Genomic DNA, 24,626 nt, shown 5'->3' with positions numbered 1-24,626 from the left:
TTTCATCTCTCTTTCCTTATGCGTTGACAACAGGCACAAACAAAACCCTCAGTTATACTTGCATAAGTTGATGCGAATATATCCTGGGGGTTCTTATTTATAACTGTAATTCTTTTTATGTTTCCGAAGTATTATGATATAAGCAAATTGATGGTGCTATTCAATATAACGGCATAGCTTTTTAAAACATTTTATCTAATTTTACATTAAAAAGCAAACGGTTTGATAAAGCAGGAAGTTATTGACAAAGTACTGGAAACAGCACGGATAGAAGAGGTGGTGGGCGACTTCGTTGATTTAAAGAAACGGGGTACGTCTTTGATTGGAAATTGCCCTTTTCATCATGAAAAGACGCCTTCCTTTCACGTATCTGTTTCGAAGGGTATCTATAAGTGTTTTGGATGTGGTGTTGGTGGAGATTCCCTTAAATTTGTGATGGAACTGGAAAAGTTTTCTTATCCGGAAGCCATCCGTTATTTAGCCGATAAGTATTCGATTCAAATAGAAGAGGTTGAGCGTTCTCCTGCTCAGCTTGCAGCACAAGATAAAAGGGAAAGTCTATATGTACTGAGTGCGTGGGCCGGTAAGTTTTTTGCCGAGCAGCTCTGGAAAACTGAAATGGGGCAGGTCATTGGACTTAACTATTTTAAGGAGCGGGGCTACACTGAGGATATCATTAAGAAATTTGAATTGGGCTATTCGCCGGAGGAATGGACAGCATTGGTCGACAAAGCACAAGTAGCCGGTTTTCATCCAGATTATCTAGCAGCAAGTGGCCTGGCCATTGAACGTGACGACAAATCCTTATATGACCGCTTTCGTGGTCGGGTTATGTTTCCTATACATAACTTGACGGGCCGTGTCATTGGCTTCGGAGGGCGGACGCTAAAGACCGATAAAAAGATTGCCAAATATGTAAATTCTCCTGAAAGCGAAATCTACCATAAGTCCGATGTGCTGTATGGATTGAATTTTGCCAAAAAGGCAATTATGGAGGAGGACAACTGCTATTTGGTAGAGGGCTATGCTGACGTTCTTTCTGTGCATCAAGCTGGAGTAGAAAACGTTGTTTCCTCCTCTGGAACGTCATTGACAACCGGTCAGATCAAACTTATTTCGAGATTTACAAAGAATGTCACCATTCTTTATGATGGCGATGAAGCGGGTATTAAAGCTTCTTTGCGTGGTACGGACATGTTGCTCCAAGAAGGCTTAAACGTCAAAGTATTGCTTTTTCCTGATGGAAATGACCCCGATTCTTACGTGCAGAAGTTTGGTGCCGCTGCTTTTAAGGATTATGTCAAATCCAATCAGCAGGACTTCATTTTTTATAAAACGAATATACTGCTTCGCGATGCCAGCAACGATCCAATAAAAAGAGCAGAGGTTATTCGTGATGTGGTCGAAAGTATTGCATTGATTCCTGATGAGATCAAGGTCTCTGTTTTTATACGCGAGTGTAGCAGCTTATTGGATATCGAAGAGCGCATTTTATTGGCCGAGCTCAATAAGATAAGACTCAATAGAGCAAAGAAAGCAGATAAGGATGCCGCTCGCAAAACCCAGGCACCGCCACCAAATGCAGGTATGCCGCCCATGGGGATGGATGGCCCACCGCCTGATTTCTTCATGACCGACGACGAGCGGGGTGGAGTTGCCCCTATGGAGTCTATTGAGCAGCCGGTACAGCTGACGTCGGAAATTCTCCAGGAACGCGAAATTGTACGTATTTTAATCAACTATGGCGACTATCTAGCTACTTGGGAAGGCGATGGAGATATTCCTATAGCAGGCGTATTATTGGGAAATATAAGCGACATTGAGTTTAAAGACAAAGCAGCAGCCTATATTTTGAAAGTGTATCGAGAGGCTGCAGCAAAGTACGAGATTCCTGATGCTAAGCAGTTCTATTCCAACCCGGATCCGTCAATCTCGGATTTGGCAATTAATAGTGTCGCCAGTAAATATTCGCTCAGTGAAAATTGGAACGACGATAAGCGTAAAATTTATGTAACGCAAGAATATGAGCATTTAAAACCGCTTGTTGTTACGGCGATCTATCGAATTAAAAAACGTAAAATTGAAACCGAAATGCATCATATTCGTGAGGAGATGAAACACGAAAAAGATGAAGCAAATTTGGAAGTCCTTATTTTCAAATATCAGAAGCTAAAAGAAGCTGAAAGGTTGTTGGGCGGGTTTCTGGGAAATACTATTGTAAAGTGATCAACTGTTATGGCCAAGCATCTTGAAACGGGCAACTGGGGTGAACAAATGGCGATGGAATACCTCATAGAGAAAGGCTATAAAATAGTGTTAAGAAATTGGCGATTTAAGAATTTAGAGGTAGATTTGATCGTGAGGGACAAGGATACACTAGTATTTGTTGAAGTTAAAACACGGTCGGGAACTGATTTCGGCGAACCTTACGAATTTGTAGATGTAAAAAAGCAACGTCGACTGATTCGTGCTGCCCAGGCTTATATCCTTAAAACCCATTACATCGGTGAGCTTCGATTTGATGTTGTCGCCATAACGAGAACCCACAAAGTTGCACTCCATTATATCAAAGATGCGTTTTGGGATAGTTGATAATACGTACTTATAAATAATTATACATAGATGAGAAAAATCACTTATTTTATGGCAATTGCAGCACTTGCTTTTGCTTCTTGTAAGTCAAAAAAATCCAGTTTGGAATTTGCATCTCCTGGAGCAAATCAAGCTGTTTTAAAAGGTGCTCAAGTGCAATTGAAACTAAAATTTGAATCAGTGACAATGGACTCTGTAGCTTATTTTGTAGACGATAAACACGTGGGCTCATCAACCGACACCACAGCGATTACAGTAGATACAAAAGACATGGCTTATGGTACACGGAATATTTCCGCTTTGGTGTATAACGCCGGAAAGCCTGATTCCGTTTCCAGTACCTTTTACGTTGTGCCCGCAAGTGCAAAAAACTATGGATTTGAGATAGTGAACAAATACCCGCACGATACTACAGCATTTACACAAGGTCTGCAGTTTGCAGATGGTATTCTCTATGAATCGAATGGGCGCTATGGCGAGTCTAACCTGAGAAAAGTTGATCTAAAAACAGGTAAAGTACTGAAAGAGATTAAATTTGATGAAAAGACATTTGCCGAAGGAATGACATTGGTTGGTAATAAGTTATTTATGTTGACTTGGCAACAAGGAGAAGGGTATGTCTTTGATAAAAACTCTTTTGTAAAAGAAAGCTCCTTTAAATATGAAAATAGTAAAGAAGGTTGGGGTCTAACCTACGATGGACAGCACTTGATTAAATCTGATGGCTCCAATAAGCTATACTTTTTAGATGCAACAACCGGTAAGGAGTTGAATGCTATCGGAGTTTACGACGAAGCTGGCCCAGTGGATGAACTTAACGAACTAGAGTATATAGACGGAAAAGTCTACGCAAATGTCTATCAGAAAGATGTTATTGTTATAATCAACCCACAAACCGGAGCCGTAGAGGGGCGGATTAATTTGGTGGGTATTTATGAGCATACGTCGGCTTACGATAATGAATTGAATGGCATCGCTTATGATGAGGCCGGCAAACGCCTGTTTGTTACAGGTAAGCTATGGAATACGTTGTACGAAATCAAAACCATTGAAAAATAATTAAGCATTCTTCTATTTTGATCTTGTTTTAAAGGTTGATAGCCTCATAAGCTTATATAATATCAGAATCCTTGTCAACTAGTCATGGCAGGGATTTTTTCGTTCTTACTCTTATTTGCGTTCGTTATAAAGGGAATGGGCCTACTTTTAATTTCTGTCTTTTGTATATTAAACTACCCAAAGACGAGTAATGTTTTTTTAAGTGATGGCGTCAACAATGTGTCTATCCGACGGAATACTAATGAAGAGAGGAAATCATGCTATTTCTAATAGGGTCGTCGGACATAAGCTGTTTCAGATGATATTGTAGCAATATCAAAAGTTAGCTTCACATCCTTTCTAGTCAATAGAAGCTATTACTTATTATAAAAAAAGGAATGAAGTTCCAAACTTCATTCCTTTTTTTATAATGATTTTATTGTGATTAATAAATCGGAGTAAACATCCATGTATCATCAAAGCGAGAAGAACCGTTTAGTCCTGTAGTGATGTAACCGTTGTTTCCTACGGCGAAACCAATTGCATCCTGACGTGCCGAACCAGCAAATGCGCCGTTATCATTTGTCCAATAGTCACCAGAAATATTATATTTCCATGTGCTGTTGATTACGGCATTTTTGTAACCGCCAACAACGAATGGAGTACCATTGATTGCGAAAGCAGAAGCATTTGAACGAGTCAAATCGTAAGTATATGAATCATCTGCTCTATTTAGATCGTTCAATTTAGTCCATTTGCTACCATCAAATTTATAGAAATCTTTTGGGTAAGAACCGTTAGAGATACCACCACCTACATAGGCTACATTATTGACAACGAAAGAAAATGCCGCTTTTCTTTTTGCAGAAAACGGAGCATCACTGATTGCCTGCCATGTGTTAGCTGCTGGATCATATTTGTAGAACTCATTCGTATTCGTTGTTCCGCCATTAATGACAGTTTCTCCTGTTCCAACATAAGCAGCACCATTTAAGGTAAAAGCTACTGCATTTGATAAAGCAATAGGAAGTGGAGCAATACTTGACCAAGCACCTTTTCCGTTATCAGCTGTAGGGTCAAACTTGTAGAAATCTTTTAGGTTATTTGTCCCGTCATTTCCGCCACCAACATAACCGATATTACCAATGGAAAAACCGATGGCACCGTTTCTCTCAACACCTGTGAAAGGTGCTTTTTCAGCCCAAGTATCTGATGCTGCATCATAAGCATACGTGTCTTTCACACGGAAAGGTTTACCACCAGCATTACTTGCTAGACCAGTAGTGACATATGCAACATTATTTATCAAAAAGCTAGCAGCAGATGAAGTTTGTGGACCTTTAAAAGCAGCTTTTGCAAACCATTCGTCTGATTTGGTCGAGCTGTCGTCACTTTTTTTACAAGAAGAGAAAGTTGTAACTGTAAATACAAAAGCTAATAAAACGAGTAGCCAATTTTTCTTGTTCATAAATTATTGAAATTTAGTATAAAGGATGTTTAATTTAATTTTTGGATCATTCTCATTATCTTTTGCCAATATTAATCTATTTCCAGTTGAAAACAAACCCGATGTTGGTAAAGATAGATATAATGAAGTATTATTGTATGCTGTTGTTTTAATTTTTGTTAAATATTCAATAAGATTGAACGTATATTTTCCATTGGAACCAAAATCATCGCCGCGTACCAATGCTGCCTGTTGTGTTGTTGTCGAATAAGGTGACGTTAACAAACTAATCGGATTCCCATTATTGCTTGCCACCATTAAGACTAAACTTTGGGGCTGGTCGAAAATCGTTGCAGATCCATTAGGGACTTCTATAACGAGTTCAGCTTTATTAATTGCTATTGACGGATTGTTCACCAATTCCAATAACGTTGGAAATTCAATTTTTGCTACAACACCAGTTGATCCCTCTAAAAATACATTTCCATCGGTCTTTTCACTGGAAAGCTGGGGATTTGCTAAGGTCAACGGCGCAAATTTTGTTGCAGAGCGATCTGCTTCAATTTGATTGTACTGATAAGATTTATTATCAATGGAGAAATATTGTTTACCAACAGACTTGGTACCTTCATTATTCAGGAACGAATAGTGAACCTGTAAAAATACGGTATCTTTAAATCCGATCAACGCCGTGCTGTTGTCTGGTACAAGGGCTAAGCCTTTAAAATACTCTTGAAAACTTGTGCTGTTCTGAATCCGGTTGTCATTATTTTTGATCATCGTAAACAGCTCATTGCTAATTGTACTGTTAAATCTGAAAAATAAAGAGTCTGCCGATTGTATCCGCGGTTTAAAAGTGAGTTCTGCCAAAGGCGTATTTTCATAAGCAAACTTTTGTTTGCTGAATATTGCAGCTGAGGTGACAAAAACAGGACGCTCATCAACAGGTTTGGTGAGATCAATCTGTGTTTGGGTAATTTCTTCCGTCACACGATGCACCGAAATCTTTTGTAACTGCGTTGTATCCCCATAGGAGTATTTATTTGGTGTTAATACTAAAGTGACCGAATCCAATACCGCATCATCAGGAATAGAAGCACTGCTTATCGTTCCAATCCCCAGTCGCATATAAGCCGTCGATTTCATGCTGCCTGTAACTGCATTGGTATTTTTCCCAACAAGCATTGTCCCTGTAGCGGAAGTGGGAATGTCGTCCAATTGATAAGTAGAAACTTTGGCGGAAACGGTATCAATAGGTACTAAACCGATTGTTTCGTCTCTCGAACTATCCAATGAGAGCGAAATGTCTTTATTACAACCAACAAAAGCGGCCAATGTAAAAAGTGGAAGTAAAAATTGTATACTACGTCTCTTAAAGTCTTTAATCATATTAATTTTTGAATAGTGCAAAAGTAATCAATGACAACTGTTAATCAGTGTTATATTTTGTTAAATATGGTTAATTACCACAGCGATTGCAAATCTAGTAATTTAAATTTGTTTTAGTTATGGGTAGAAGATTTAAATTACTGATCAGTTTGATCGTTTTAATCGGGTCAGGAATTACTGTAGTTTTGGGGATTTGGCTCTATGGAAGTTATACCAATCGTCGGGATCTATTCCTATCCACTGCTGAGCGTTCACTCTTCAACGCTGTTCAGGAGGCGTACCAAGCACGCAATGGAGATCGGCAGTTAGATGGCCCCGAGGCTGATCGGAACCGCTTGCTCCAGGATGTAAAACAAGAGCTTTCGGGATTATTACCCGCTTCAGAGCTTGATAAGGCTTTACAACGAGTAAATACCGAACGGCCTAAAAACGAGCGTTTTGATCGTGAGAGCCACAATAGGAGAGAAAAAATATTTCCTAAAAATCGCGAAGGACAGGGCGCAATCATTCCACCCTTTTTGTTCCGTGACTTTGATATGAATACAGCCAATCTGAATTTGATCGAAACAAAATTCAAAGAATCTTTAAACAACAAGAGCATATCGGTGCCATTTGAAATGGCTATTGTGACTATTGCACATGATCAAATTAAAGATGTGCGTCGCAAGTACCGAGATGCGAACCTCGCCTGGACGAGGCCTATGATGGTCAATCCGCAAAAAAATGAATTTTTAGTGATCAAATTTCAGGAGGATTGGAAGTATCTGTTGTATAGCTTGAGCTGGCAGCTACTCATCTCGTTGCTATTGATAGGGCTGCTGCTGGGCACATTCTTCTATTTAATGAAAACCATTCTTACCCAAAATAAGATGGCCGAACTCCGTAAGAATTTTGTCGATAACATGACACATGAGCTTAAAACACCAGTATCTACCGTTATGGCAGCCATAGAAGCTATACAAATGTATGGTGTAAAGGATGACAAGGAAAAGTTGAACCGGTATCTGAATATCTCCAAAAGAGAGCTTGAACATCTGTCCAATATGATCGAAAAGGTGCTTCAGATGGATATTGATGCCAACAGAGGGATTGTTCTACAGCGTTCGGATTTCGATCTTGTCGCTATGGTGAAAGGAGCTATTGAAGTTGCCCAGCTGAATAAAGCTAAAAATGTTGATTTTAACCTTATTGTGATACCGGATAAGATCATGATCAATGGCGATGAAGCCCATTTAAAAAATGTGGTTAATAATTTGCTTGAAAATGCGATAAAATATGCTGGACAAGAAGTTTATATTGAGGTGGAAGTGAAGGAAATGAAGGAAAATATCCATATTCGTATTACCGATAATGGCAAAGGGATTTCTTCCGAATACCATAATCAGATTTTTGATATGTTTTTTCGGGTTCCGTCCGGTAATCTACACGATGTAAAGGGATTTGGTTTGGGACTTGCCTATGTCAAGCAGGTGGTCAAAAGACACGATGGGAAAATTACTGTCGACAGTGAGCTTAGCAAAGGAAGTACCTTTCGTATTCTTTTACCTCATTAATACGTAGTGATATATAGGTCTGAAAGCAAATGCCATTATTTAATTGGCTGTTTTCAGGTCGATCGCACTAAATGAGTTTTTGAAAGAGAACCAAAATTTATTTTGATTGAATCATTTACGCTATGATTAAAATTTTATATGTAGAGGATGAGCCGAGCCTCGGAATGATCGTTGCCGATAGCCTAGAAGCCAATGGTTTCCATGTCACCCATTGTTGTAATGGGCACGAGGCCTTGGAAGCGTTTATAGAAGTAAGACCAGATATTTTGGTTGTAGATGTCATGATGCCCGTCATGGATGGCTTTACACTGGCGACAAAGATAAGAGAATCTGATACCCAGGTGCCCATTATATTCCTGACGGCCAAAGTACAGACAGAGGATGTTGTCAGGGGATTTCGTTTAGGCGGGGATGATTATGTCAAAAAGCCATTTAAAATCGAAGAACTTGTCGTACGCATAGAATCCCTATTAAAAAATAGTCCAAAGATGCTATTCGGTCAGAAACTGATGATCGGAGACTATAGTCTAGATAGCTTAAAGCATCAGTTAACTTATCAGGGTGAGGTACTCAAGCTATCTTTCCGCGAAAGTGAACTGCTGCGAAAGCTATACGAGCATAAAGATAAAGTCATTCCACGGGAGGATATTATGCGGGCTTATTGGAGCCATGATAAGTATTTTACGGGGCGGAGTTTAGACGTGTTTATCAGTCGCATACGCAAATACCTCAGTCAGGATGAGCGGATCAAGATTACCAATGTCAGAGGAGTGGGGTATATGCTTACCGTCGATTGAGTGATGTGTTCCACGTGGATTGATCTAATGGGCATTTAGGTTAACGACGATTTTTCATCACCGATTTTCCGCCAAGCCCACGAATATGATAAGTGAAACTTAATACCGCGTAGCGCGTTATGGCATTGGACTCCGAAACGCGTATCCAAAGATCGTTGACCTGCTGATTGATATTTTTATTGTCATTAAATAGATCAAATACCGTGAGATTGATTTCGGCGTTCCTGCGCTTAAAGAGTTTTTTGCCCACAGAAACGTTCCATAGCAAACTTGTTGTACTCGGTGAATTCAGGATACTACCATTGTATAGGTAGTTGAATGTTGAATTGAGTGTCCATGTTTTTAATAGGGTCAATGCAATGGAATTGCCAATGGTATGCTTATAGGACGAATAATTCGATTTCTCGCTTGCGGAGTTCTTGGAGAAGGCGAGGTTTCCATTGTAATCTAATCCAATGATAACGTCTTTACTGAATGCTGAATTGACACCGATGCGTTGACTTATCCCATATGTTTGCGCATTGACCTTTTCCAGATTCAACAAAGTGTAATTCTGGTTGAAATACATATTGTTGTTCAGATTTAAGTTGAGCTTCAACGGTTCAACGCGATACCCAAGACTGTTCTGCCATTTCAGGTTATAAACTCCATCGAAGTTTTCGGGCGTGATATACTGTCCTCCCGGTCCCAATACGACGTCTTCCGTGATTGTAAATGCCGAATCTGTGGTGAAAATGGTATTGGAGATTTTATGTTGAATAAAATCTGCTGTAAAATTAGAGGTGAAGCTTTTGCCGGTGCCCTTATTGATTGATCTGAATTGCAAGACAAGGTTATGGTCATACTCCTGTTTAAGATTTGGGTTTCCGGAGCTGATACGAAGCGGGTTTTGATTGTCTATAAAATCCTGCAATTGCTCGATTGAAGGTGTGTTAGTCTTCGTATTATAACGAAACTCAATCCGTGTGTCCTTATTGAAATTATACTGGAAGTTCAAATTAGGCAGCAGACTGGTAAAGTGACTTTTTGTTGTCAGCGTATTGGGGAATAATTTGTCATTGACTTGCGCTGCAGTCTGATAATCTAAGCCAATCTGAAACCTTATGCTGTCTTTTTTGCTAAATAAGTAGGAGACACCACCGCTATGGTAGACAAAATCATTTCGAAATTCATTGGAAAGACGGTTTTTTAATTCCCCGAGCTGACCTGTTTCAGCTAGGAATCCATAGGTCTTCCGGTCCGAATAACGTGCAGTATTCCGAAAAGTATAATTCCCCTGCACTCGGGAATATTTACCTAACATTTCTGTATAGGCAATTTTGGAACGAAAACCATTATTGTCACCAAGGGAATAATTTCTGTTGTTGACGGTATCGACCCGGCTGAATAGACCATCCTTATAATACGAGTTTAGCGCGAAATTTTCAGCATGGCTTTTATTGCTGCTAAATGAACCATTGATATTAAAACTGATGGTGCGACCTGGTTTGTTGAGTCTACGCATATACGTGAGGTCTCCGCCCCAGTTGAAATTTTCTCCAAAGCTCTTATTCCTGCGGTCAGAACTATTTAGCATCTCGGCAAGATTTAATAAGGTATTACCCATAGAGCTACTGTTCCTGTCGTTATTTTGATAGGAGAAATTAGGTTGAAAGTCCAGCTTTTGAATAGAATCTATCTTCCAGTTTGCGCGGACCGACAGTGCATGGTTGTTGCTGTAAGTATTGTTAAATTGATTCTGATTGTTGATTTGGTTTGCCCGGTTGCCTGCAGTATATTCTGTTTTGCTTTGGCTGAGTACATTGTTGTCGGTATAGTTGTAGGTGTAATTGGCATTGAAGTCCATCCGGTCATCAAAAAAACGGTCCAAATAATTAAAGCCCGCATTGAATCGTGTCGTCACCCCCTGACCAGTGCGGCCTCTTGTGTTTCCGCGAGGGGCAAAACCATTGGGCTGATTGACATTGTTGGTATTGATGTCAATTGAATATTGCCGTTTAGGATTCATTTTGGTTACCTTTGTATTGATGGCATATTTTTGGTCAGGACCTGCCCCCCCAGAGAGCTTGCCGAAATAGGATTTTCTTTTATCGGGTTTGGTGACAATATTGATCACTTTCATCCGTTTTCCATCATCAAAACCACTAAATTTCGCTTGTTCTGTTTTATCATCAATGATTTGGATCTTAGCAATAACATCGGCAGGAAGATTTTTCAACGCCACTTTAGGATCTGTGCTGAAAAACTCCCGACCATCAATAATAATCTTATTGACGGACTCACCCTGAGCTTTAACATTGCCATCGTCATCAATTTCAACCCCAGGAATCTGTTTGATCAATTCGTCGGCATCTGCAAAATCTTGTGTAACATATTTCTTCGTATCAAATTCGAGCGTATCCCCTTTAACCTGTATACTGCTCGCAGCGATGTTGATTTCATCCAATACAATTTCAGCGCTACTGAGTTTGAACGTAAGGTCAACGGTTTTACCAAGTAGCTTAACGCGGCGAAGGTCTGTCGCATAGCCCATCGCTTGTGCTGTAACCAAATAGTCGCCGTCGACAAGTTTGCTGCTGCTAAACTTGCCTAAAATATCTGTAGGAACCTGAAATTTAATTGAATCTTTCACCGCGATGAACGTGATACTTGCAGCTTGGATAGGGCGTGATGTTCTATCATCCAGCAGCGTGCCCGTAATATAGTGCTGGGCTAGGACATTTTTTCCCAATAACAACATACTGATCGCTAGAAGTGAGATAGTCCACAAGTTGATCTTCATTGATTGAGCCGCAAATGTGTTTTAATATTCGGTTAATGGTTACATAAATTGATTTGTCAAAAATAGGGTACTATTTGTTACGAATTATTATCATTTTGGTTACAATAGCCCCAAGGGAATAGAAAGATTAGATATATTTGCAGTGAAATTAAAAGTCAGCTAAACAAAACCGTATAGCAGATGTAGTGTTATATGGTTTTGATAAAAGGAATAAAAGATGAAAGAAAGTGTTTTGAGTAGAAAAGAGCGTATTATGAAAGAAGCATTGCTGCTTTTCTCAGATCAAGGCTATACAAATACCTCTACCAAAACGATTGCCCAAAATGCTGGCGTCTCTGAAGCGTTGATCTTTAAACATTTTGGAAACAAAGATGCGCTGTTGGTTTATTTGATTAAATCAGGATATCGCAAAGTGCTTACCCATCACCGCGGCATGATGACCTATCGCGAACCAAAAGAATTTCTGCGCACAATGATCAATCTCCCAAGTAAGCTGGTGAGTGCAGAACCCATATTTTGGCGATTGCAGGAGCGTTTGTCTCATCATCCATTTTCAAAACAGCAGCATGAACAGTTTATGAAACCGGTCCAGCCCATTATTCATCGTGCTTTTAAAGAATTAGGTTATGAAAGTCCTGAGTTTGAAACTGAGTTCTTATTGCTGATCATAGATACCTTATGGAAAAAAGAAGCTATCGGAGAATTGGAGAATACCATGGAACTGACCCTGTTTTTAGAGAAAAAGTATAACCTGATTTAGCATAGAAAATTCAATGAGTGGCTTTTGCCAAAAAACTGTTTTGTTGATCGTGGGATTCAATTGTCGCCTCGCATTTTATTTCCTTTAATTCATCGCGTCAGTACCTTTGCTGCCCCTCCAAATCTTGTGGAAACTTTTTACAGCTAATGATCTTATGAAAATGCCGTTTTATGCGTTTTTAAATAAAAATATTGCAGAAACAATTTCTTATTCTCCAAAATAATAGCGTTCTTAGTACTTTTAAATACATTATACAAACTAATTTATGTTCAAAAAATTCGGTCTGGCAATATTGGCATTAGTCGGCACAATTCCTTTCTTGAAAGCTCAGGATAAAAAAGATTTTGTGCGCTATATTAACTCTCAGCATGAATGGGTAGATTCGGTATTCAATACTTTGACACCAAAAGAAAAAGTTGCTCAGTTATTTTTAGTTCGTGCACACACCAACCTGGGCCAAAAGTATATTGACTCCGTCGCACAGGTGATACAAGACGAGCATTTAGGGGGGCTGGTCGTATTCCAGGGCGGTCCAGTACGACATGTAGACATGTTTAATCGGTATCAGTCACTATCTAAGGTTCCTTTGATGATGACATTTGATGGCGAATGGGGTTTGGGTATGCGCATGCCGGACTCTACTTTGTCATTTCCTTATCAAATGACATTAGGCGCCGTGCAGGATAATAAGTTAATCTATCGTATGGGGCGTGAGGTTGCCTTAGATTTTCATCGCATAGGGATGCATTTTAATTTTGCGCCCGACGTAGATATCAACAATAACCCCAAAAATCCAGTAATAGGTATCCGTTCTTTTGGTGACAATAAATATAATGTGACCCAAAAGGCAAGGGCTTATATGGAGGGTATGGTGGATGGTGGAATATTGGCTTCCATCAAGCATTTCCCTGGTCATGGAGATACCGACGTGGATTCACATTACGATCTGCCGCAGCTTCCTTTTGATAAAAAGCGATTGGATAGCCTTGAAATGTATCCTTTCAAAGAGCTGATCAAAGCTGGTGCTCCCGCTGTTATGGTGGCTCACATGAATATTCCGAGTTTGGACGACACTCCTAATATGCCATCCTCTATTTCCAAGAAGGTTGTTACCGATCTTTTACGTAATGAACTTGGATTCAAAGGACTAACCGTTACAGATGCGATGGACATGAAAGGCGTGAAGAAATTTTTTCCAAACGGTGAAGCCGATGTACAGGCCATTATTGCAGGCCATGATCTACTTGAAGTGTCGGAAAATAGCAAACGGGCAATCGATTTAATAATAAAAGCGATTGAAGCGGGACGTATTTCCCAGGCCGATATTGATGCGCGCGTCAAAAGAGTGCTCGCCGCTAAATTATGGCTTGGTTTAGATAAATACCAGGCAACTGTTTTACATAATCTATACAGTGATCTACACCGTGCCTCGGCAGTTCAGCTTATTGATGAACTTTCAGATGCAGCAATAACCGCATTGAACTCGACAGAAAAATTGAAGTCATTCAAGAAAGATTTACCCACCGCTATTATCAATATCGGAATCACCGCCAACCAAACTTTTCAAAATGAATTAGGAGCTGCGCTGACCAATGAAACACAATATTTCATCACTGATAGTATGAGTAAAGATGACATTAAGCGTTTGACAAAAGAAATTAAAAAGAATAAGCAGTTTATTATCGCTGTACACGATACAAGACTTCGTCCGCGCCCAACGATGGTGTTAAATAAAGATGTGCAAGGGTTGATGAAGAAATTTGCAAAAAAATCAATCTTGACCTTATTTACTAATGCTTATGCATTAAATGATTTTGAAGCGGCAAAAAAGGCGAAGACCATTTTGCTCGCCTATCAGAATGATGCATTCATGCAGAAAGCAGCAGTAAAAACGATTTTAGGGCATAATATCCCGAAAGGCAAGCTCCCTGTAACAATTAATAAGAAATTTAAATACGGGCAGGGCAAATAAAGTTTATAGCATCACCCAAAAAGCGCCTCTTCCCAAAATGGTCTCCCTGCAAAGCAAAACCATTCAGGAAGGGGTGTTTTTTTAAAGTTTAGTTTAATTCTCTTCGATGGCTGTCCTACTATCAGACGGCTTACTTTCATTTTTCATTCGGTCTATTGCCGTCACGACATATTTATACTGTTGGTGCGGTTTGATGTCGTCATCGGTATACTGAAGCTTATCTCCGTCAAAGGTGATAAAGATAATTTTTCCCGGATCCTGGATGCCGACTTTTTCATCGAGGTTGAATCGATAGATTACATAACCATAGGCAGAGTCCCCATCGCTTGCCATATCTGGCTTTTGCCAAAATAGGGTGTTCATTTTAGCATTGGGCGATTTTTTCACTAAAAGACCAAAGGGTGCATTCGGTGGAATACTGTCTAGCCAAGGCATCGCAGGTGGTAAAGCAGGGCTTCGGTATAGTTCATTCCGCATAGAGTCCTGCAACCCAGCGAGGTTATCCGTAAGCGATTTGGAACTAAAATAAATACTTCCTTCCACATTGTGTTCCTCCCTTAAGTGGCGTACCTGTCTCGGAATTTGACTTCGGTCTGTCCAGCCGATCTTATTTTCGGTAACACGGTAAGCACCATGGCCCACATAAAAATGGCGGCCATAGGTGTGTTTCTGCCACCAGTCAACTAAGATCTCATACGCCGCTGCTCGATTTTTGAAAGGAAAATAGATCTGCGGATTGATATAATCGATCCAACCTTCCTGCATCCATTTAACACCATCAGCATATAACTCCCGATAAGCGCTCAGTCCGCGGGTCTCCGAACCAGCACTATTGTTTTCTTTGTTGTCCCATACACCACAAGGACTGATACCGTATTTGACATAGGGCTTTACCTTTTTGATAGCAACACCAAGGTCGCGTACCAAAAGGTTGACGTTGTTGCGTCGCCAGTCGTCAATTTTTTCAATCCCATTATTATATTGACCAAAAGTAATCTGATCCGGTACGGGCGTATTTCTGTTATCAGGATAGGGGTAGAAATAGTCATCGAAGTGGATTCCGTCTACATCGTAGTTCTTAACCACATCCATAATCACATCAATAATATATTTACGTACTTCGGGAATCCCGGGATTGAAAAGTTTTTTGCCGGCATAAGTGAAGAACCATTCAGGGTGACGCTTGGTAATATGGTCTTCCGAAAAATGAGCGGGATTTAACGTAGTTGAAGCACGATACGGATTGAACCAGGCATGAAGTTCCATTCCTCTCTTGTGTGCCTCATTGATTGCAAATTCCAAAGGATCATAAAATGGAGAAGGTGCCAATCCCTGTTTTCCCGTTAAGTATCTACTCCAAAGCTCTCTGCCTTTTGCATAGAAGGCGTCTGCCGCAGGACGCACTTGCAGAATAATCGCATTCAGTCCCGCACTACGATGCTGGTCCAGTAAATCAATAAATTCCTGTTTTTGCTTGGCAACATTATTGCCAGCCTTCACGGAGGGCCAGTCTATGTTACCTATCGTTGCAACCCATACACCGCGAAACTCCCGCTTAGGGAGCTGCTGAGAATGCGATCTAATCGAAAAGGAACAAATAAAAAATGTAAAAAAAGAATATAAAACTGTTTTTCCCGTCATCCTATAAATTATAGCCAACAAAGATAGGGAAGCATTTCTTACTTTTTCGCTAAAAAATGTAAGATGTTTGTTGGATACTTGCTAAAAGAACGTGAGCTTGGTTTTCAAATTGATAATAATGCAATTGCAGGTAACATTGTACTTTATTTGTACTAATTTAGATGCGGTTTTTAATAAAGTAGTGACTTGATCGGCTGACCGCAATAAAAAAAATTATGAGCAAAGAACAGATTTCCGTTTTTGATATGTTTAAGATTGGTATAGGACCCTCTAGTTCACATACCTTAGGACCGTGGCGTGCAGCGCAGCAATTTACCGCAGTACTCAAGTCAAATGGTGTATTAAACGACATCGAACAGGTTAAAATTTTGCTTTATGGTTCTTTAGCTAAGACGGGGGCTGGGCACGGTACTGATATTGCTGTTCTATTAGGATTGAGCGGAGATGATCCCGTCACCTTTGATGTTAATCAAGTTACGCCGAAAGTGGACCATATCAAGGCAAGCCGTGAACTCCAAGTCGCTGGGGAACGAACCATTCCATTTTCCTACCCGGAAGATTTACTTTTTTTATATGCCGAAAGCTTACCTTTTCATCCGAATGCTGTTACTTTTCAGGCTTTTCTATCCAATGGGAAAGCAATTAGTGAAACCTATTATTCTATAGGTGGTGGTTTTGTCGTGCAAGAAAATGATACCGAAGGTGTTTTATCGGAAGTAGACCTTCCATTTCCTGTAGATACTGCGCAGGAACTCCTGCATTGGACAATGAAAACTGGATTGAAAATTTCCGAGCTGGTCCTTGAAAATGAATGTGCATGGCGCGAAGAGAGCGAAACGCTAGCGGGGGTATTAACTATTTATCAAACGATACAGGAGTGTATCTACCGTGGCTGCCATACAGGAGGGACATTGCCCGGAGGACTAAATGTCGAAAGAAGAGCGGCTAAGCTAAATAAGAAATTAATGCAGGGGCGTACCTATCGGGATTATACGTCTTGGGTAGGCGCAATTCGTGAAGGAGGACAAAACTTTCAATATATTCTGGATTGGGTAAGTTGTTTTGCGCTTGCCGTCAATGAAGAAAACGCATCTTTCGGACGTGTGGTAACAGCCCCTACTAACGGCGCATCAGGTGTTATCCCGGCCGTATTGCAGTATTATATCACATTCCACGACGGAATGCGTGAAAATAAAATTATACAGTTTATTCTTACAGCATCTGAAATTGGTTCAATTTTTAAAAAAAATGCAACCATTTCTGCTGCAATGGGAGGCTGTCAGGCAGAGATCGGGGTTTCCTCGGCCATGGCTGCCGGAGCGTTGACCGAAGTGCTGGGTGGATCGCAGCGCCAGGTGTTGATGGCTGCCGAGATTGCTATGGAGCATCATCTCGGATTGACATGCGATCCAATCGGTGGGTTAGTTCAGATCCCATGTATTGAACGCAATACAATGGGTGCTATTAAAGCGATCACTGCTGCACAATTGGCGTTACAATCGAACCCGGATAAAGCAAAGGTTAGTTTGGATACTGTGGTCAAGACGATGTGGGAGACGGCTCTTGATATGAACGCTAAATATAAAGAAACAGCCGATGGCGGACTTGCCGTCAATATTCCTTTGAGTTTGCCCGAATGTTAATGATTGTCTGAGTCTTTTTGTTTTTTGTATCTTTGAGGCGTTAATATATATTCTTAAAAATAAAGTCTACGAATGAAATATTGCGCAATCGCCTCTGGAAGTAATGGAAACTGTTATTATGTCGCTAAAGATGATTCTGCTATTTTGATAGATGCTGGTATCAACAGTAAACATATTCACCTTCGGATGTATAATTTAGGTATTTTACCCACGCAGATCAAAGCAATTTTCATTACTCACGAGCATTCTGATCATATAAGGGGGCTATCTGTATTCGCTAAAAAATATAATCTACCGGTTTATATCACTAAAGGTAGTTATGAGGGTACCAGATTGCAGCTTCCATCTCATTTGGTCCATCTCATAAGTCACGATGAAGTTGTCGAAATAGGGGGGCTCAAAGTGTATGGTATTCCCAAATATCACGATGCCAAAGAACCGTGCAGCTTTCTTGTTTCGGATGGAACATACAATATTGGGATATTGACCGATATAGGACGCCCCTGTGAAAATGTACAACATGTTATCCAGCATTCTGATGTATTGCTTCTGGAATCAAATTATGATGAAGATATGTTGCGGATAGGCCGATACTCCTATTTTCTTAAAAATAGGATTAGTAGTGGATGGGGCCATCTTTCAAATCGGGTTGCCGTTGAACTTTTTAATGCCCATAAAACAAAACGTCTTAAACATCTTATTCTTACTCACCTCTCGGGTGAAAACAATACGGTTGATCTTGTACAGCAAACGTTCGAACCGCATTGCGAACACATCAAGCTCCATGTCGCAACGCGGTATCAGGAAACTGAGTTGTTCGACCTAAAACATGTGCTCGAACAACATTTAGCTGTATTTTCAATGCCTGCGGCCCTTTCTTCTTAAACTTTTCTTCCATTCGCCCCGCAGTTTTTCTTAACCCAAGAAGATAAAATACTGTAAAATAAAAATTATACTTGATTTAAAAAGATTTCCTGTTATATTTGCTCTGTTTTTAATCAGTCTAAATTACATCGGTATAATAAAAGACTGCTAACAAATACCATGCAATAGACGGCAATCTATTACATGGTACAAATCTACATACAGCGGCAACTGCATGTAGGTGACTGAAACAGCACGCTGTATCAGTTACTCCCGATATACGATATGGAAGAATTTACAAGATAACGAATTTTATCATTTATTCGTTGTTGGACTCCAACAAAACCTGGAATTCTCCCATAATAAGTTGAAGAAAAACTAAACATCAATCAACATATTATGAAAATTTTAATTTCATTCTTTACCTTTTTAGCGGTACTGCTGTGTAGTAATAATGGTTATGCACACGCACTCTGGATTGAAGCATCTTCTTATGGGATAATCAATCAAGCCCATGAAGTAAAAGTATATTATGGTGAATTTGCAACAAACGAAAGAGATCAGGTCGACAAATGGTATTCCGACGTGAAAGATTTTTCGCTCCAATTGCATGCTCCGGGAAAGGAATCCGTTACGCTTCAGCTGACAAACAAAGGTGATCATTTTAGCGGTTCATTTCAACCTGACGTAACCGGAACCTATTTTCTATCCATTGTCAAGGCACCTAAAGATTTGGGTGGTAAAACGAAATATGAATTTTCTTCGCTTGTACCGGTTATCGTTGGAAAGCCGACAGTACTTGATTATAGCGTCGTAAAAAATCCATTGCAGATTGAGCTGTTAAAAGCGAATAACTTAAAAAAGGGTCAAAGCTTACAAGCAAAGATCACCAGTAATGGCAAAGTTGTGCCTCAAGCCAAAGTATCCGTTTTTTCTGCGACAGGTTGGGGGAAAGAGTTTGTTGCCGATGAGAATGGCCTGCTAACATTTGATGCCCTCTGGTCAGGTCCTTATGTTTTGGAAGCAAGTACATTTGCTGAGGTTGCGGGTGAACATGCAGGGAAACCCTATGCGTCTGCATGGCAGGGTAGTACGACTTTTATTACCGTGAAATAGCTGCAGACGCGAAATATGCTGAATAATCAAAAGGATCCATTTGAAACATCGAAACAGTAATGGATCCTTTTGAAAAAAGAAGATCTAAAAAAACATCTACCATACTACATTCATGAATAAAACTTTATCCTTTTTAGCCATTCCTTTGATAAGTTCGGTTTTCTCTGTTGCGCAGGCACAGACGAACAAAGTTATTGAAGGATTTCTTATCAATGAAAAATCTGAGCCCATTTCCGGAGCGACCGTAAAATTGACGAATACTGGCATCACGACAAGTACGGACAGTAAGGGACACTTTATCTTCGATAAGCTTGCTTCGAAGACCTACCATTTGGAGGTTAAAGCGATCGGTTATAGCAAGCAGACCATGCAAGTTGTATTGGATGATGAGCATATACAGTTGGGGCAAATTAGGATGAAGGATCAGTTCGAGTCTATAGATGAGGTAACGGTCTATGGTAAATACTATGAACACTATAAATTCGATAGTATATCGGGGTCTTTGCGTCTTAAAACACCAATCTTGGAGTTGCCGCAGAATATACAGGTTATTTCATCCGATTTAATGGCCGATCAGCAAGTATTTGACATTGTCGATGGTATCACCCGTAATATAAGCGGAGCAACACGCCAAGGTCACTGGGACAACCAGTACGCTAACATACGTATGCGCGGATCTAAGATTCCAGCATTTCGTAACGGTATGAATATCGAGGCATCATGGGGGCCAACTGCCGAAGATGCGAGCATGATCGAACGAATCGAGTTTGTAAAAGGACCAGCAGGTTTTATGCTAGCGAATGGCGAACCAGGAGGTTTCTATAATGTAGTTACCAAGAAACCAACAGGGAATACTAAGGGATCGGCGACATTTAATGTGGGAAGTTTTAGTACCTATCGCGCCGCGGTTGATTTTGATGGTAAATTACGGAAAGATGGCAAGTTGTTATACCGTTTAAATATGGCTGCGCAGCAAAAGGATTATTTTACAAAATACAACTACAACAATCGTGTTGTTGTGGCACCAGTTGTGACTTATAAGGTCGATTCTTTGACGAGTTTAACATTTGAATACACCTATCAGGGATCCACTTATCTGGCAAATGGTAATTATACTTTTTCGCCTAAGGGATTTGCTGATCCAGATATTTCCAATGATTTTTTCTATGGTGACCCTTCCATGGAACCAGGTAAGCTTAAGGACCACAGTGCATATGTTTATTTAGATCGAAAGTTGAACGATCGCTGGAAATTACATGCGCAGATGGCCTATTTCAATTTTGATATGAAAGCGACAAGTACTTGGTTGAATTACATGACAGCGAATGGTGACATGCCTCGTTATTACAGTATTGCGGACGAGCATGGAGAAAATCGCTTCGGTCAGGTTTCTTTAAATGGAGAAGAATATACCGGTAGTGTTCGTCACCGAATATTGGTCGGAGCGGATTATGGAAATAAGAAGTTTTGGGGCGATTTTGGAACTTTACTCGCTGAAATTCCAGGTACGCCTTTGAACGTCTATAATCCACAATATAACATTCCGGGAACAGTTTTTCCTGTTGTTGACCGATCAAAGAACATCAAGGTGCGCGCCGGAGGTTCCAACTATGTGAATTTAACTAGCTATATGTCTTTCTACGCACATGATGAGATGGCTTTTTTAAATGAAAAGTTACGTCTTTCTTTAGGATTGCGTTATACTGTGGCAGAAACGCTGGGAAAAACAGTGGGCACGCAGGTAATACCAGACCAAAATGATAAGGCATTTTCTCCACGTGTCGGGTTGAGTTATTCTATTGACAAATCGACAAGTGTTTATGGGTTATTTGATCAATCTTTTGTTCCTCAGGCTGGTTCTGATTGGGAAGGAAATCCTTTCAAGCCGGTTCGTGGGAACGATCTTGAAGCTGGTGTGAAAAAAGAATGGGGAGGTGGAAAGTGGATATCGACTTTAAGTGCCTATCAGATAAAAAGAAAAAATGCACTAGCTGATGATTTTGATCATCCAATACCAGGAAGTACAAATAGTTTCTTTAAAATAGCTTTAGGTGAGACAACATCGAAAGGTATCGAGTTTGATGTAACTGGCGAAGTGCTACCCGGATTAAATGTGAACGCCAACTATGCGTTGACGGACTCTAAAATATCAAAAGATTCAAGAGAAGAGAAGATTGGTGATATTACGCCAAATACTGCAAAACATACTGCCAACGCTTGGGTATCCTATCGTTTGCAGCAGGGTCCGTTGAAAGGTATCGGCTTTGTCGGTAGCGTTCAAGGAATGTTTGATCGTGCTATCGGAACCACAAAAGAAAGTAATTTCAAGAATTATTTGCGAACCGATGGTGGTATTAGTTACCAAAAAGGCAAATATAATATCTCTGTAATGGTTAATAACTTGTTGGACAATAGAAAGCTGCTTACAGCAGGCTCTATCACAGCAAAAAATGCTAAAATAGCAGAAAGTGTGAGCTATTATACCTATATCGTAGAAGCGCGACGTAATTTCCGTATGGGAGTTACCTATAAGTTTTAAACAAACGATCTAGCTAAAATATATAACTGATGTATAGTACATTGCTTATCGTGATACTTTGTGGAACCTATCTTTTTTACAGTTCAAGTAAAAAAGTGAAGTTCGGGCCTAGACCACCTTGGCTAGAAAGAATGTGCGCACAAACGAAGTTTGTGCGCATTTTAAGCATATTACTGCTACTCATTCCCTTTGCCGTCGTGCTTTATCTGCAAGGTTTCGGAGCGGGCTTTTTTGCTTTTTTTGCTTACTTCATGTGCATGATGAGTCTCGTGGTTTTATTGAATCCTTACCGCTATTTTAAATTGTATCCGATATTGGGCCTCTATTTGTTTAGCCTTTGTGTTGAATTGTTGATTTCCTAACCGATAAAATATGCCTGCCAATAAAAAATACCTCAGTACGCCCTTTCAACGGTTCCTGAAAATTACAGCCGGTTTTGTCGGTGGTTATGTTGTGATGCTCTCATTTCACGTCTTAGTCACACATATTTTTGAGAAAAAAGATGTTGTTGCTACAGCGTGTCTCACCGGTTATCTATTATGGGCAATATTGCTCTTATTGGCCTTACTTGCTAAGAGTGGATGGAAGATATGGGGGATATACTTGCTTTTGGCAGCAATTTTCTCTTTGCCTTATTTCTTTAAAATGTAATTCGTCATGAATAACCGAAATTATAATATTTACTTCAATACACATACGATCAGTGGCATTACCATTTGTGCTATCCTCTATGTGATATTTTTTGCGGGTTCATTTGCATTTTTTAGACATGAAATTGCTGCCTGGCAGAATAATACATCCTATAAAACCTACCGTGAAGATCATCAAAACTTTGACCGATTGCTAGATTCAATCAAGGGGCAGACCAATTTACACGGACGTGATGTCACCTTTTATATGCACCGCGAAGGCACCGCAGCTTATGTGGCACTCAGTGCATCTAACGACACAATCATAAACAAAGAAAATTTAGCCAAGATAACGCCTGAACAAAAAGCTGCAAAGAAAAATAGCCGAAGAAGAGGAGGAGAGGATGATTCGAAAAACTTTACCTACAATTTCGCCAACAAAAAATATGGTGATTATGTGCAGAATTACGATATGGGAGAGTTTTTATTCCGTTTACATTTCTTGGCCCAGCTCAATCAAGTACCGATTAGGGTAGGCATAGCACCATTTGGTTATCTTATTGCAGGCATAACCGCTTTTATTTTTCTATTTGCTCTTATCACTGGGTTATTGTTACATTGGGATAAGATTGTATCAAACTTCTTTGTATTCAGGCCTTTCAGCAAATGGAAAACAGTATGGACCGATATGCATACGGCATTGGGTGTTATCGGTTTTCCATTCCAATTTATCTTTGCCGTGACCGGAACCTTTTTGATTATCAATTCGGTATTGGCTTTACCACTTAGTAAGCTGCTTTATGACGGTGATCAACAAAAAATGTATCAAGATATAGGTGTTAGTGCGGATACAAATTTCCCATATACCTATAAGCCCCTTGAGGCACATGTTAAGATCGCTCCATTTTTGGATTTGGCAAAATATAAATGGCCAGAATCCGATTTTCAGCGCATCACGATCAAAAATTACGCAGATTCCAATATGCATGTTGCCATGGAGCTTGAGCCGCATTTCAATAAAAGTTTTGCTGGTTCGGGTATATTATCCGTGCGAGTTGCCGATAATACAATTGTTACCGAAAAATCCCCTGTAAGCCAAGCTACCTATGCAGACGGGGTCCGCAGCATTATATATCGGCTGCATTATGGCGATTATGGAGGCTACCCGCTAAAGATGGTGTACTTTATTTTAGGAGCTATGGGCTGTCTCGTTATTATCTCCGGTATACTGATCTGGTTGGTAGCGCGTGACAAAAACAACGTAATTCCACGAAAACGAAAATTCAATTTCTGGGCGGCCAATATTTTCACGGCAATATGTCTGACGATGTTACCTGTCACTGCATTGACTTTCATTGCTATTAAATTGAGCCCAGAAGTCAATCAGGATTTTATTTACCGAGTTTATTTCTACAGCTGGCTCCTATTTTCACTGTATTACATTATCCGGAGAAGCATACGCAGAACCAATCGCGAAACCTTGCTGGTTGGAAGCATATTGGCATTTTTTATTCCACTTGTCAACGGTTTTATGACTGGTAACTGGATCTGGGATACCTTCCGCAATGGACAGCGGGATATTTTTGTCGTCGACTTTTTATGGCTGATGATCGGTATAATTGGTGTAATCGCCTATAACAAGACTAAAAAATTCTTTGAGACGATTCGTTAACAAGGATTCCTTTCTCTCTGCGAGGTGAGTACACTTTGTTTTTTAATTCCCAGCGCGCCCACAAGGTGCCCTTCGAACGTTTATAGGATACAGGTTAAATACCTTTAAGGTCAAGATCTGGGTAGACAACGCGGCGCGGCGCAGAGCAAATCTTATCCAATCATACCAAACTGATGATCGCGGAAATGTTTA

General features: G+C 40.1%; 17 protein-coding genes. 13 read left to right on the top strand and 4 right to left on the bottom strand.

Features of this window, described 5'->3' with window-relative positions:
• Positions 1-222 precede the first annotated feature (222 nt).
• Genes dnaG through VXM68_RS03960 form a run of 3 tightly spaced genes read left to right on the top strand, consistent with a single transcriptional unit; the run spans position 223 to position 3,651 of the window.
• Positions 223-2,226, top strand: a complete 2,004-nt coding sequence (dnaG, locus tag VXM68_RS03970) for a DNA primase (RefSeq protein ID WP_294185121.1) — start codon at positions 223-225, stop codon at positions 2,224-2,226.
• Between the two features lie 9 nt (positions 2,227-2,235).
• Complete coding sequence (locus tag VXM68_RS03965; protein ID WP_367210524.1) at positions 2,236-2,592, top strand: YraN family protein; 357 nt, start codon at positions 2,236-2,238, stop codon at positions 2,590-2,592.
• 30 nt (positions 2,593-2,622) lie between these two features.
• Complete coding sequence (locus VXM68_RS03960; RefSeq protein WP_367210523.1) at positions 2,623-3,651, top strand: glutaminyl-peptide cyclotransferase; 1,029 nt, start codon at positions 2,623-2,625, stop codon at positions 3,649-3,651.
• A gap of 424 nt (positions 3,652-4,075) precedes the next feature.
• Here the strand turns inward: VXM68_RS03960 and VXM68_RS03955 are convergent, their stop codons facing one another.
• Together VXM68_RS03955 and VXM68_RS03950 are read right to left on the bottom strand one after the other, a co-directional pair.
• Positions 4,076-5,098: a Kelch repeat-containing protein gene (locus tag VXM68_RS03955; RefSeq protein WP_367210522.1), complete on the bottom strand. Its 1,023-nt coding sequence runs from the start codon at positions 5,096-5,098 to the stop codon at positions 4,076-4,078.
• Between the two features lie 3 nt (positions 5,099-5,101).
• Complete coding sequence (locus VXM68_RS03950) at positions 5,102-6,466, bottom strand: DUF4270 family protein (protein WP_367210521.1); 1,365 nt, start codon at positions 6,464-6,466, stop codon at positions 5,102-5,104.
• A gap of 119 nt (positions 6,467-6,585) precedes the next feature.
• Here VXM68_RS03950 and VXM68_RS03945 point away from each other — a divergent pair, with 119 nt between their 5' ends.
• Both VXM68_RS03945 and VXM68_RS03940 read left to right on the top strand, forming a co-directional pair.
• On the top strand, positions 6,586-8,019 hold the full coding sequence (locus VXM68_RS03945; RefSeq protein ID WP_367210520.1) for a sensor histidine kinase: 1,434 nt from the start codon (positions 6,586-6,588) through the stop codon (positions 8,017-8,019).
• 122 nt (positions 8,020-8,141) lie between these two features.
• Entirely contained in the window at positions 8,142-8,816 is a 675-nt protein-coding gene (locus tag VXM68_RS03940; RefSeq protein ID WP_367210519.1) for a response regulator transcription factor, read from the top strand.
• A gap of 40 nt (positions 8,817-8,856) precedes the next feature.
• Here VXM68_RS03940 and VXM68_RS03935 read toward each other — a convergent pair whose 3' ends face one another.
• Positions 8,857-11,598 (bottom strand): outer membrane beta-barrel protein, encoded by a 2,742-nt coding sequence (locus VXM68_RS03935; protein ID WP_367210518.1) that lies wholly within the window; start codon positions 11,596-11,598, stop codon positions 8,857-8,859.
• A 217-nt stretch (positions 11,599-11,815) separates the two neighbouring features.
• Between VXM68_RS03935 and VXM68_RS03930 the strand changes: the two genes are divergently transcribed.
• Positions 11,816-12,358, top strand: coding sequence for a TetR/AcrR family transcriptional regulator (locus VXM68_RS03930; protein ID WP_293884240.1), 543 nt, complete (start codon positions 11,816-11,818; stop codon positions 12,356-12,358).
• 265 nt (positions 12,359-12,623) lie between these two features.
• Complete coding sequence (locus tag VXM68_RS03925) at positions 12,624-14,330, top strand: glycoside hydrolase family 3 protein (RefSeq protein WP_367210517.1); 1,707 nt, start codon at positions 12,624-12,626, stop codon at positions 14,328-14,330.
• A gap of 93 nt (positions 14,331-14,423) precedes the next feature.
• Here VXM68_RS03925 and VXM68_RS03920 read toward each other — a convergent pair whose 3' ends face one another.
• Positions 14,424-15,971 (bottom strand): glycoside hydrolase family 10 protein, encoded by a 1,548-nt coding sequence (locus tag VXM68_RS03920; RefSeq protein ID WP_367210516.1) that lies wholly within the window; start codon positions 15,969-15,971, stop codon positions 14,424-14,426.
• A 215-nt stretch (positions 15,972-16,186) separates the two neighbouring features.
• Here VXM68_RS03920 and VXM68_RS03915 point away from each other — a divergent pair, with 215 nt between their 5' ends.
• The 6 genes from VXM68_RS03915 to VXM68_RS03890 all read left to right on the top strand — a co-directional run bounded on the left by VXM68_RS03915 (position 16,187) and on the right by VXM68_RS03890 (position 24,434).
• Positions 16,187-17,614, top strand: coding sequence for an L-serine ammonia-lyase (locus VXM68_RS03915; RefSeq protein WP_367210515.1), 1,428 nt, complete (start codon positions 16,187-16,189; stop codon positions 17,612-17,614).
• A 72-nt stretch (positions 17,615-17,686) separates the two neighbouring features.
• Positions 17,687-18,499: an MBL fold metallo-hydrolase gene (locus VXM68_RS03910; protein ID WP_294185142.1), complete on the top strand. Its 813-nt coding sequence runs from the start codon at positions 17,687-17,689 to the stop codon at positions 18,497-18,499.
• A 378-nt stretch (positions 18,500-18,877) separates the two neighbouring features.
• A complete protein-coding gene (locus VXM68_RS03905; RefSeq protein ID WP_294185143.1) occupies positions 18,878-19,594 on the top strand; it encodes a DUF4198 domain-containing protein in 717 nt (238 codons plus the stop codon).
• 112 nt (positions 19,595-19,706) lie between these two features.
• Positions 19,707-22,133 (top strand): TonB-dependent siderophore receptor, encoded by a 2,427-nt coding sequence (locus VXM68_RS03900; protein WP_367210514.1) that lies wholly within the window; start codon positions 19,707-19,709, stop codon positions 22,131-22,133.
• Positions 22,134-22,505: 372 nt separating this feature from the next.
• On the top strand, positions 22,506-22,784 hold the full coding sequence (locus VXM68_RS03895) for a hypothetical protein (protein WP_367210513.1): 279 nt from the start codon (positions 22,506-22,508) through the stop codon (positions 22,782-22,784).
• A 6-nt stretch (positions 22,785-22,790) separates the two neighbouring features.
• Positions 22,791-24,434 carry a PepSY-associated TM helix domain-containing protein gene (locus VXM68_RS03890; protein WP_367210512.1) on the top strand — a complete coding sequence of 548 codons (1,644 nt, stop codon included), beginning with the start codon at positions 22,791-22,793 and terminating at the stop codon, positions 24,432-24,434.
• The last annotated feature ends 192 nt before the right edge of the window (positions 24,435-24,626 follow it).

The sequence above is a fragment of the Sphingobacterium sp. R2 genome, assembly GCF_040760075.1.
Taxonomy (GTDB): Bacteria; Bacteroidota; Bacteroidia; order Sphingobacteriales; family Sphingobacteriaceae; genus Sphingobacterium.
Note: the sequence above shows the minus strand (reverse complement) of the source record. Positions and strands in the feature narration are given on the sequence as shown.

What these genes read in the sequence shown, in the direction of transcription:
- VXM68_RS03925 (WP_367210517.1), top strand. Translation starts at nt 12,624, where the DNA reads ATGTTCAAAAAATTCGGTCTGGCAATATTGGCATTAGTCGGCACAATT.
- VXM68_RS03955 (WP_367210522.1), bottom strand. Translation starts at nt 5,098, where the DNA reads ATGAACAAGAAAAATTGGCTACTCGTTTTATTAGCTTTTGTATTTACA.
- VXM68_RS03915 (WP_367210515.1), top strand. Translation starts at nt 16,187, where the DNA reads ATGAGCAAAGAACAGATTTCCGTTTTTGATATGTTTAAGATTGGTATA.
- VXM68_RS03900 (WP_367210514.1), top strand. Translation starts at nt 19,707, where the DNA reads ATGAATAAAACTTTATCCTTTTTAGCCATTCCTTTGATAAGTTCGGTT.
- VXM68_RS03930 (WP_293884240.1), top strand. Translation starts at nt 11,816, where the DNA reads ATGAAAGAAAGTGTTTTGAGTAGAAAAGAGCGTATTATGAAAGAAGCA.
- VXM68_RS03890 (WP_367210512.1), top strand. Translation starts at nt 22,791, where the DNA reads ATGAATAACCGAAATTATAATATTTACTTCAATACACATACGATCAGT.
- VXM68_RS03945 (WP_367210520.1), top strand. Translation starts at nt 6,586, where the DNA reads ATGGGTAGAAGATTTAAATTACTGATCAGTTTGATCGTTTTAATCGGG.
- VXM68_RS03960 (WP_367210523.1), top strand. Translation starts at nt 2,623, where the DNA reads ATGAGAAAAATCACTTATTTTATGGCAATTGCAGCACTTGCTTTTGCT.
- VXM68_RS03935 (WP_367210518.1), bottom strand. Translation starts at nt 11,598, where the DNA reads ATGAAGATCAACTTGTGGACTATCTCACTTCTAGCGATCAGTATGTTG.
- VXM68_RS03950 (WP_367210521.1), bottom strand. Translation starts at nt 6,466, where the DNA reads ATGATTAAAGACTTTAAGAGACGTAGTATACAATTTTTACTTCCACTT.
- VXM68_RS03965 (WP_367210524.1), top strand. Translation starts at nt 2,236, where the DNA reads ATGGCCAAGCATCTTGAAACGGGCAACTGGGGTGAACAAATGGCGATG.
- VXM68_RS03920 (WP_367210516.1), bottom strand. Translation starts at nt 15,971, where the DNA reads ATGACGGGAAAAACAGTTTTATATTCTTTTTTTACATTTTTTATTTGT.
- VXM68_RS03905 (WP_294185143.1), top strand. Translation starts at nt 18,878, where the DNA reads ATGAAAATTTTAATTTCATTCTTTACCTTTTTAGCGGTACTGCTGTGT.
- VXM68_RS03910 (WP_294185142.1), top strand. Translation starts at nt 17,687, where the DNA reads ATGAAATATTGCGCAATCGCCTCTGGAAGTAATGGAAACTGTTATTAT.
- VXM68_RS03940 (WP_367210519.1), top strand. Translation starts at nt 8,142, where the DNA reads ATGATTAAAATTTTATATGTAGAGGATGAGCCGAGCCTCGGAATGATC.
- VXM68_RS03895 (WP_367210513.1), top strand. Translation starts at nt 22,506, where the DNA reads ATGCCTGCCAATAAAAAATACCTCAGTACGCCCTTTCAACGGTTCCTG.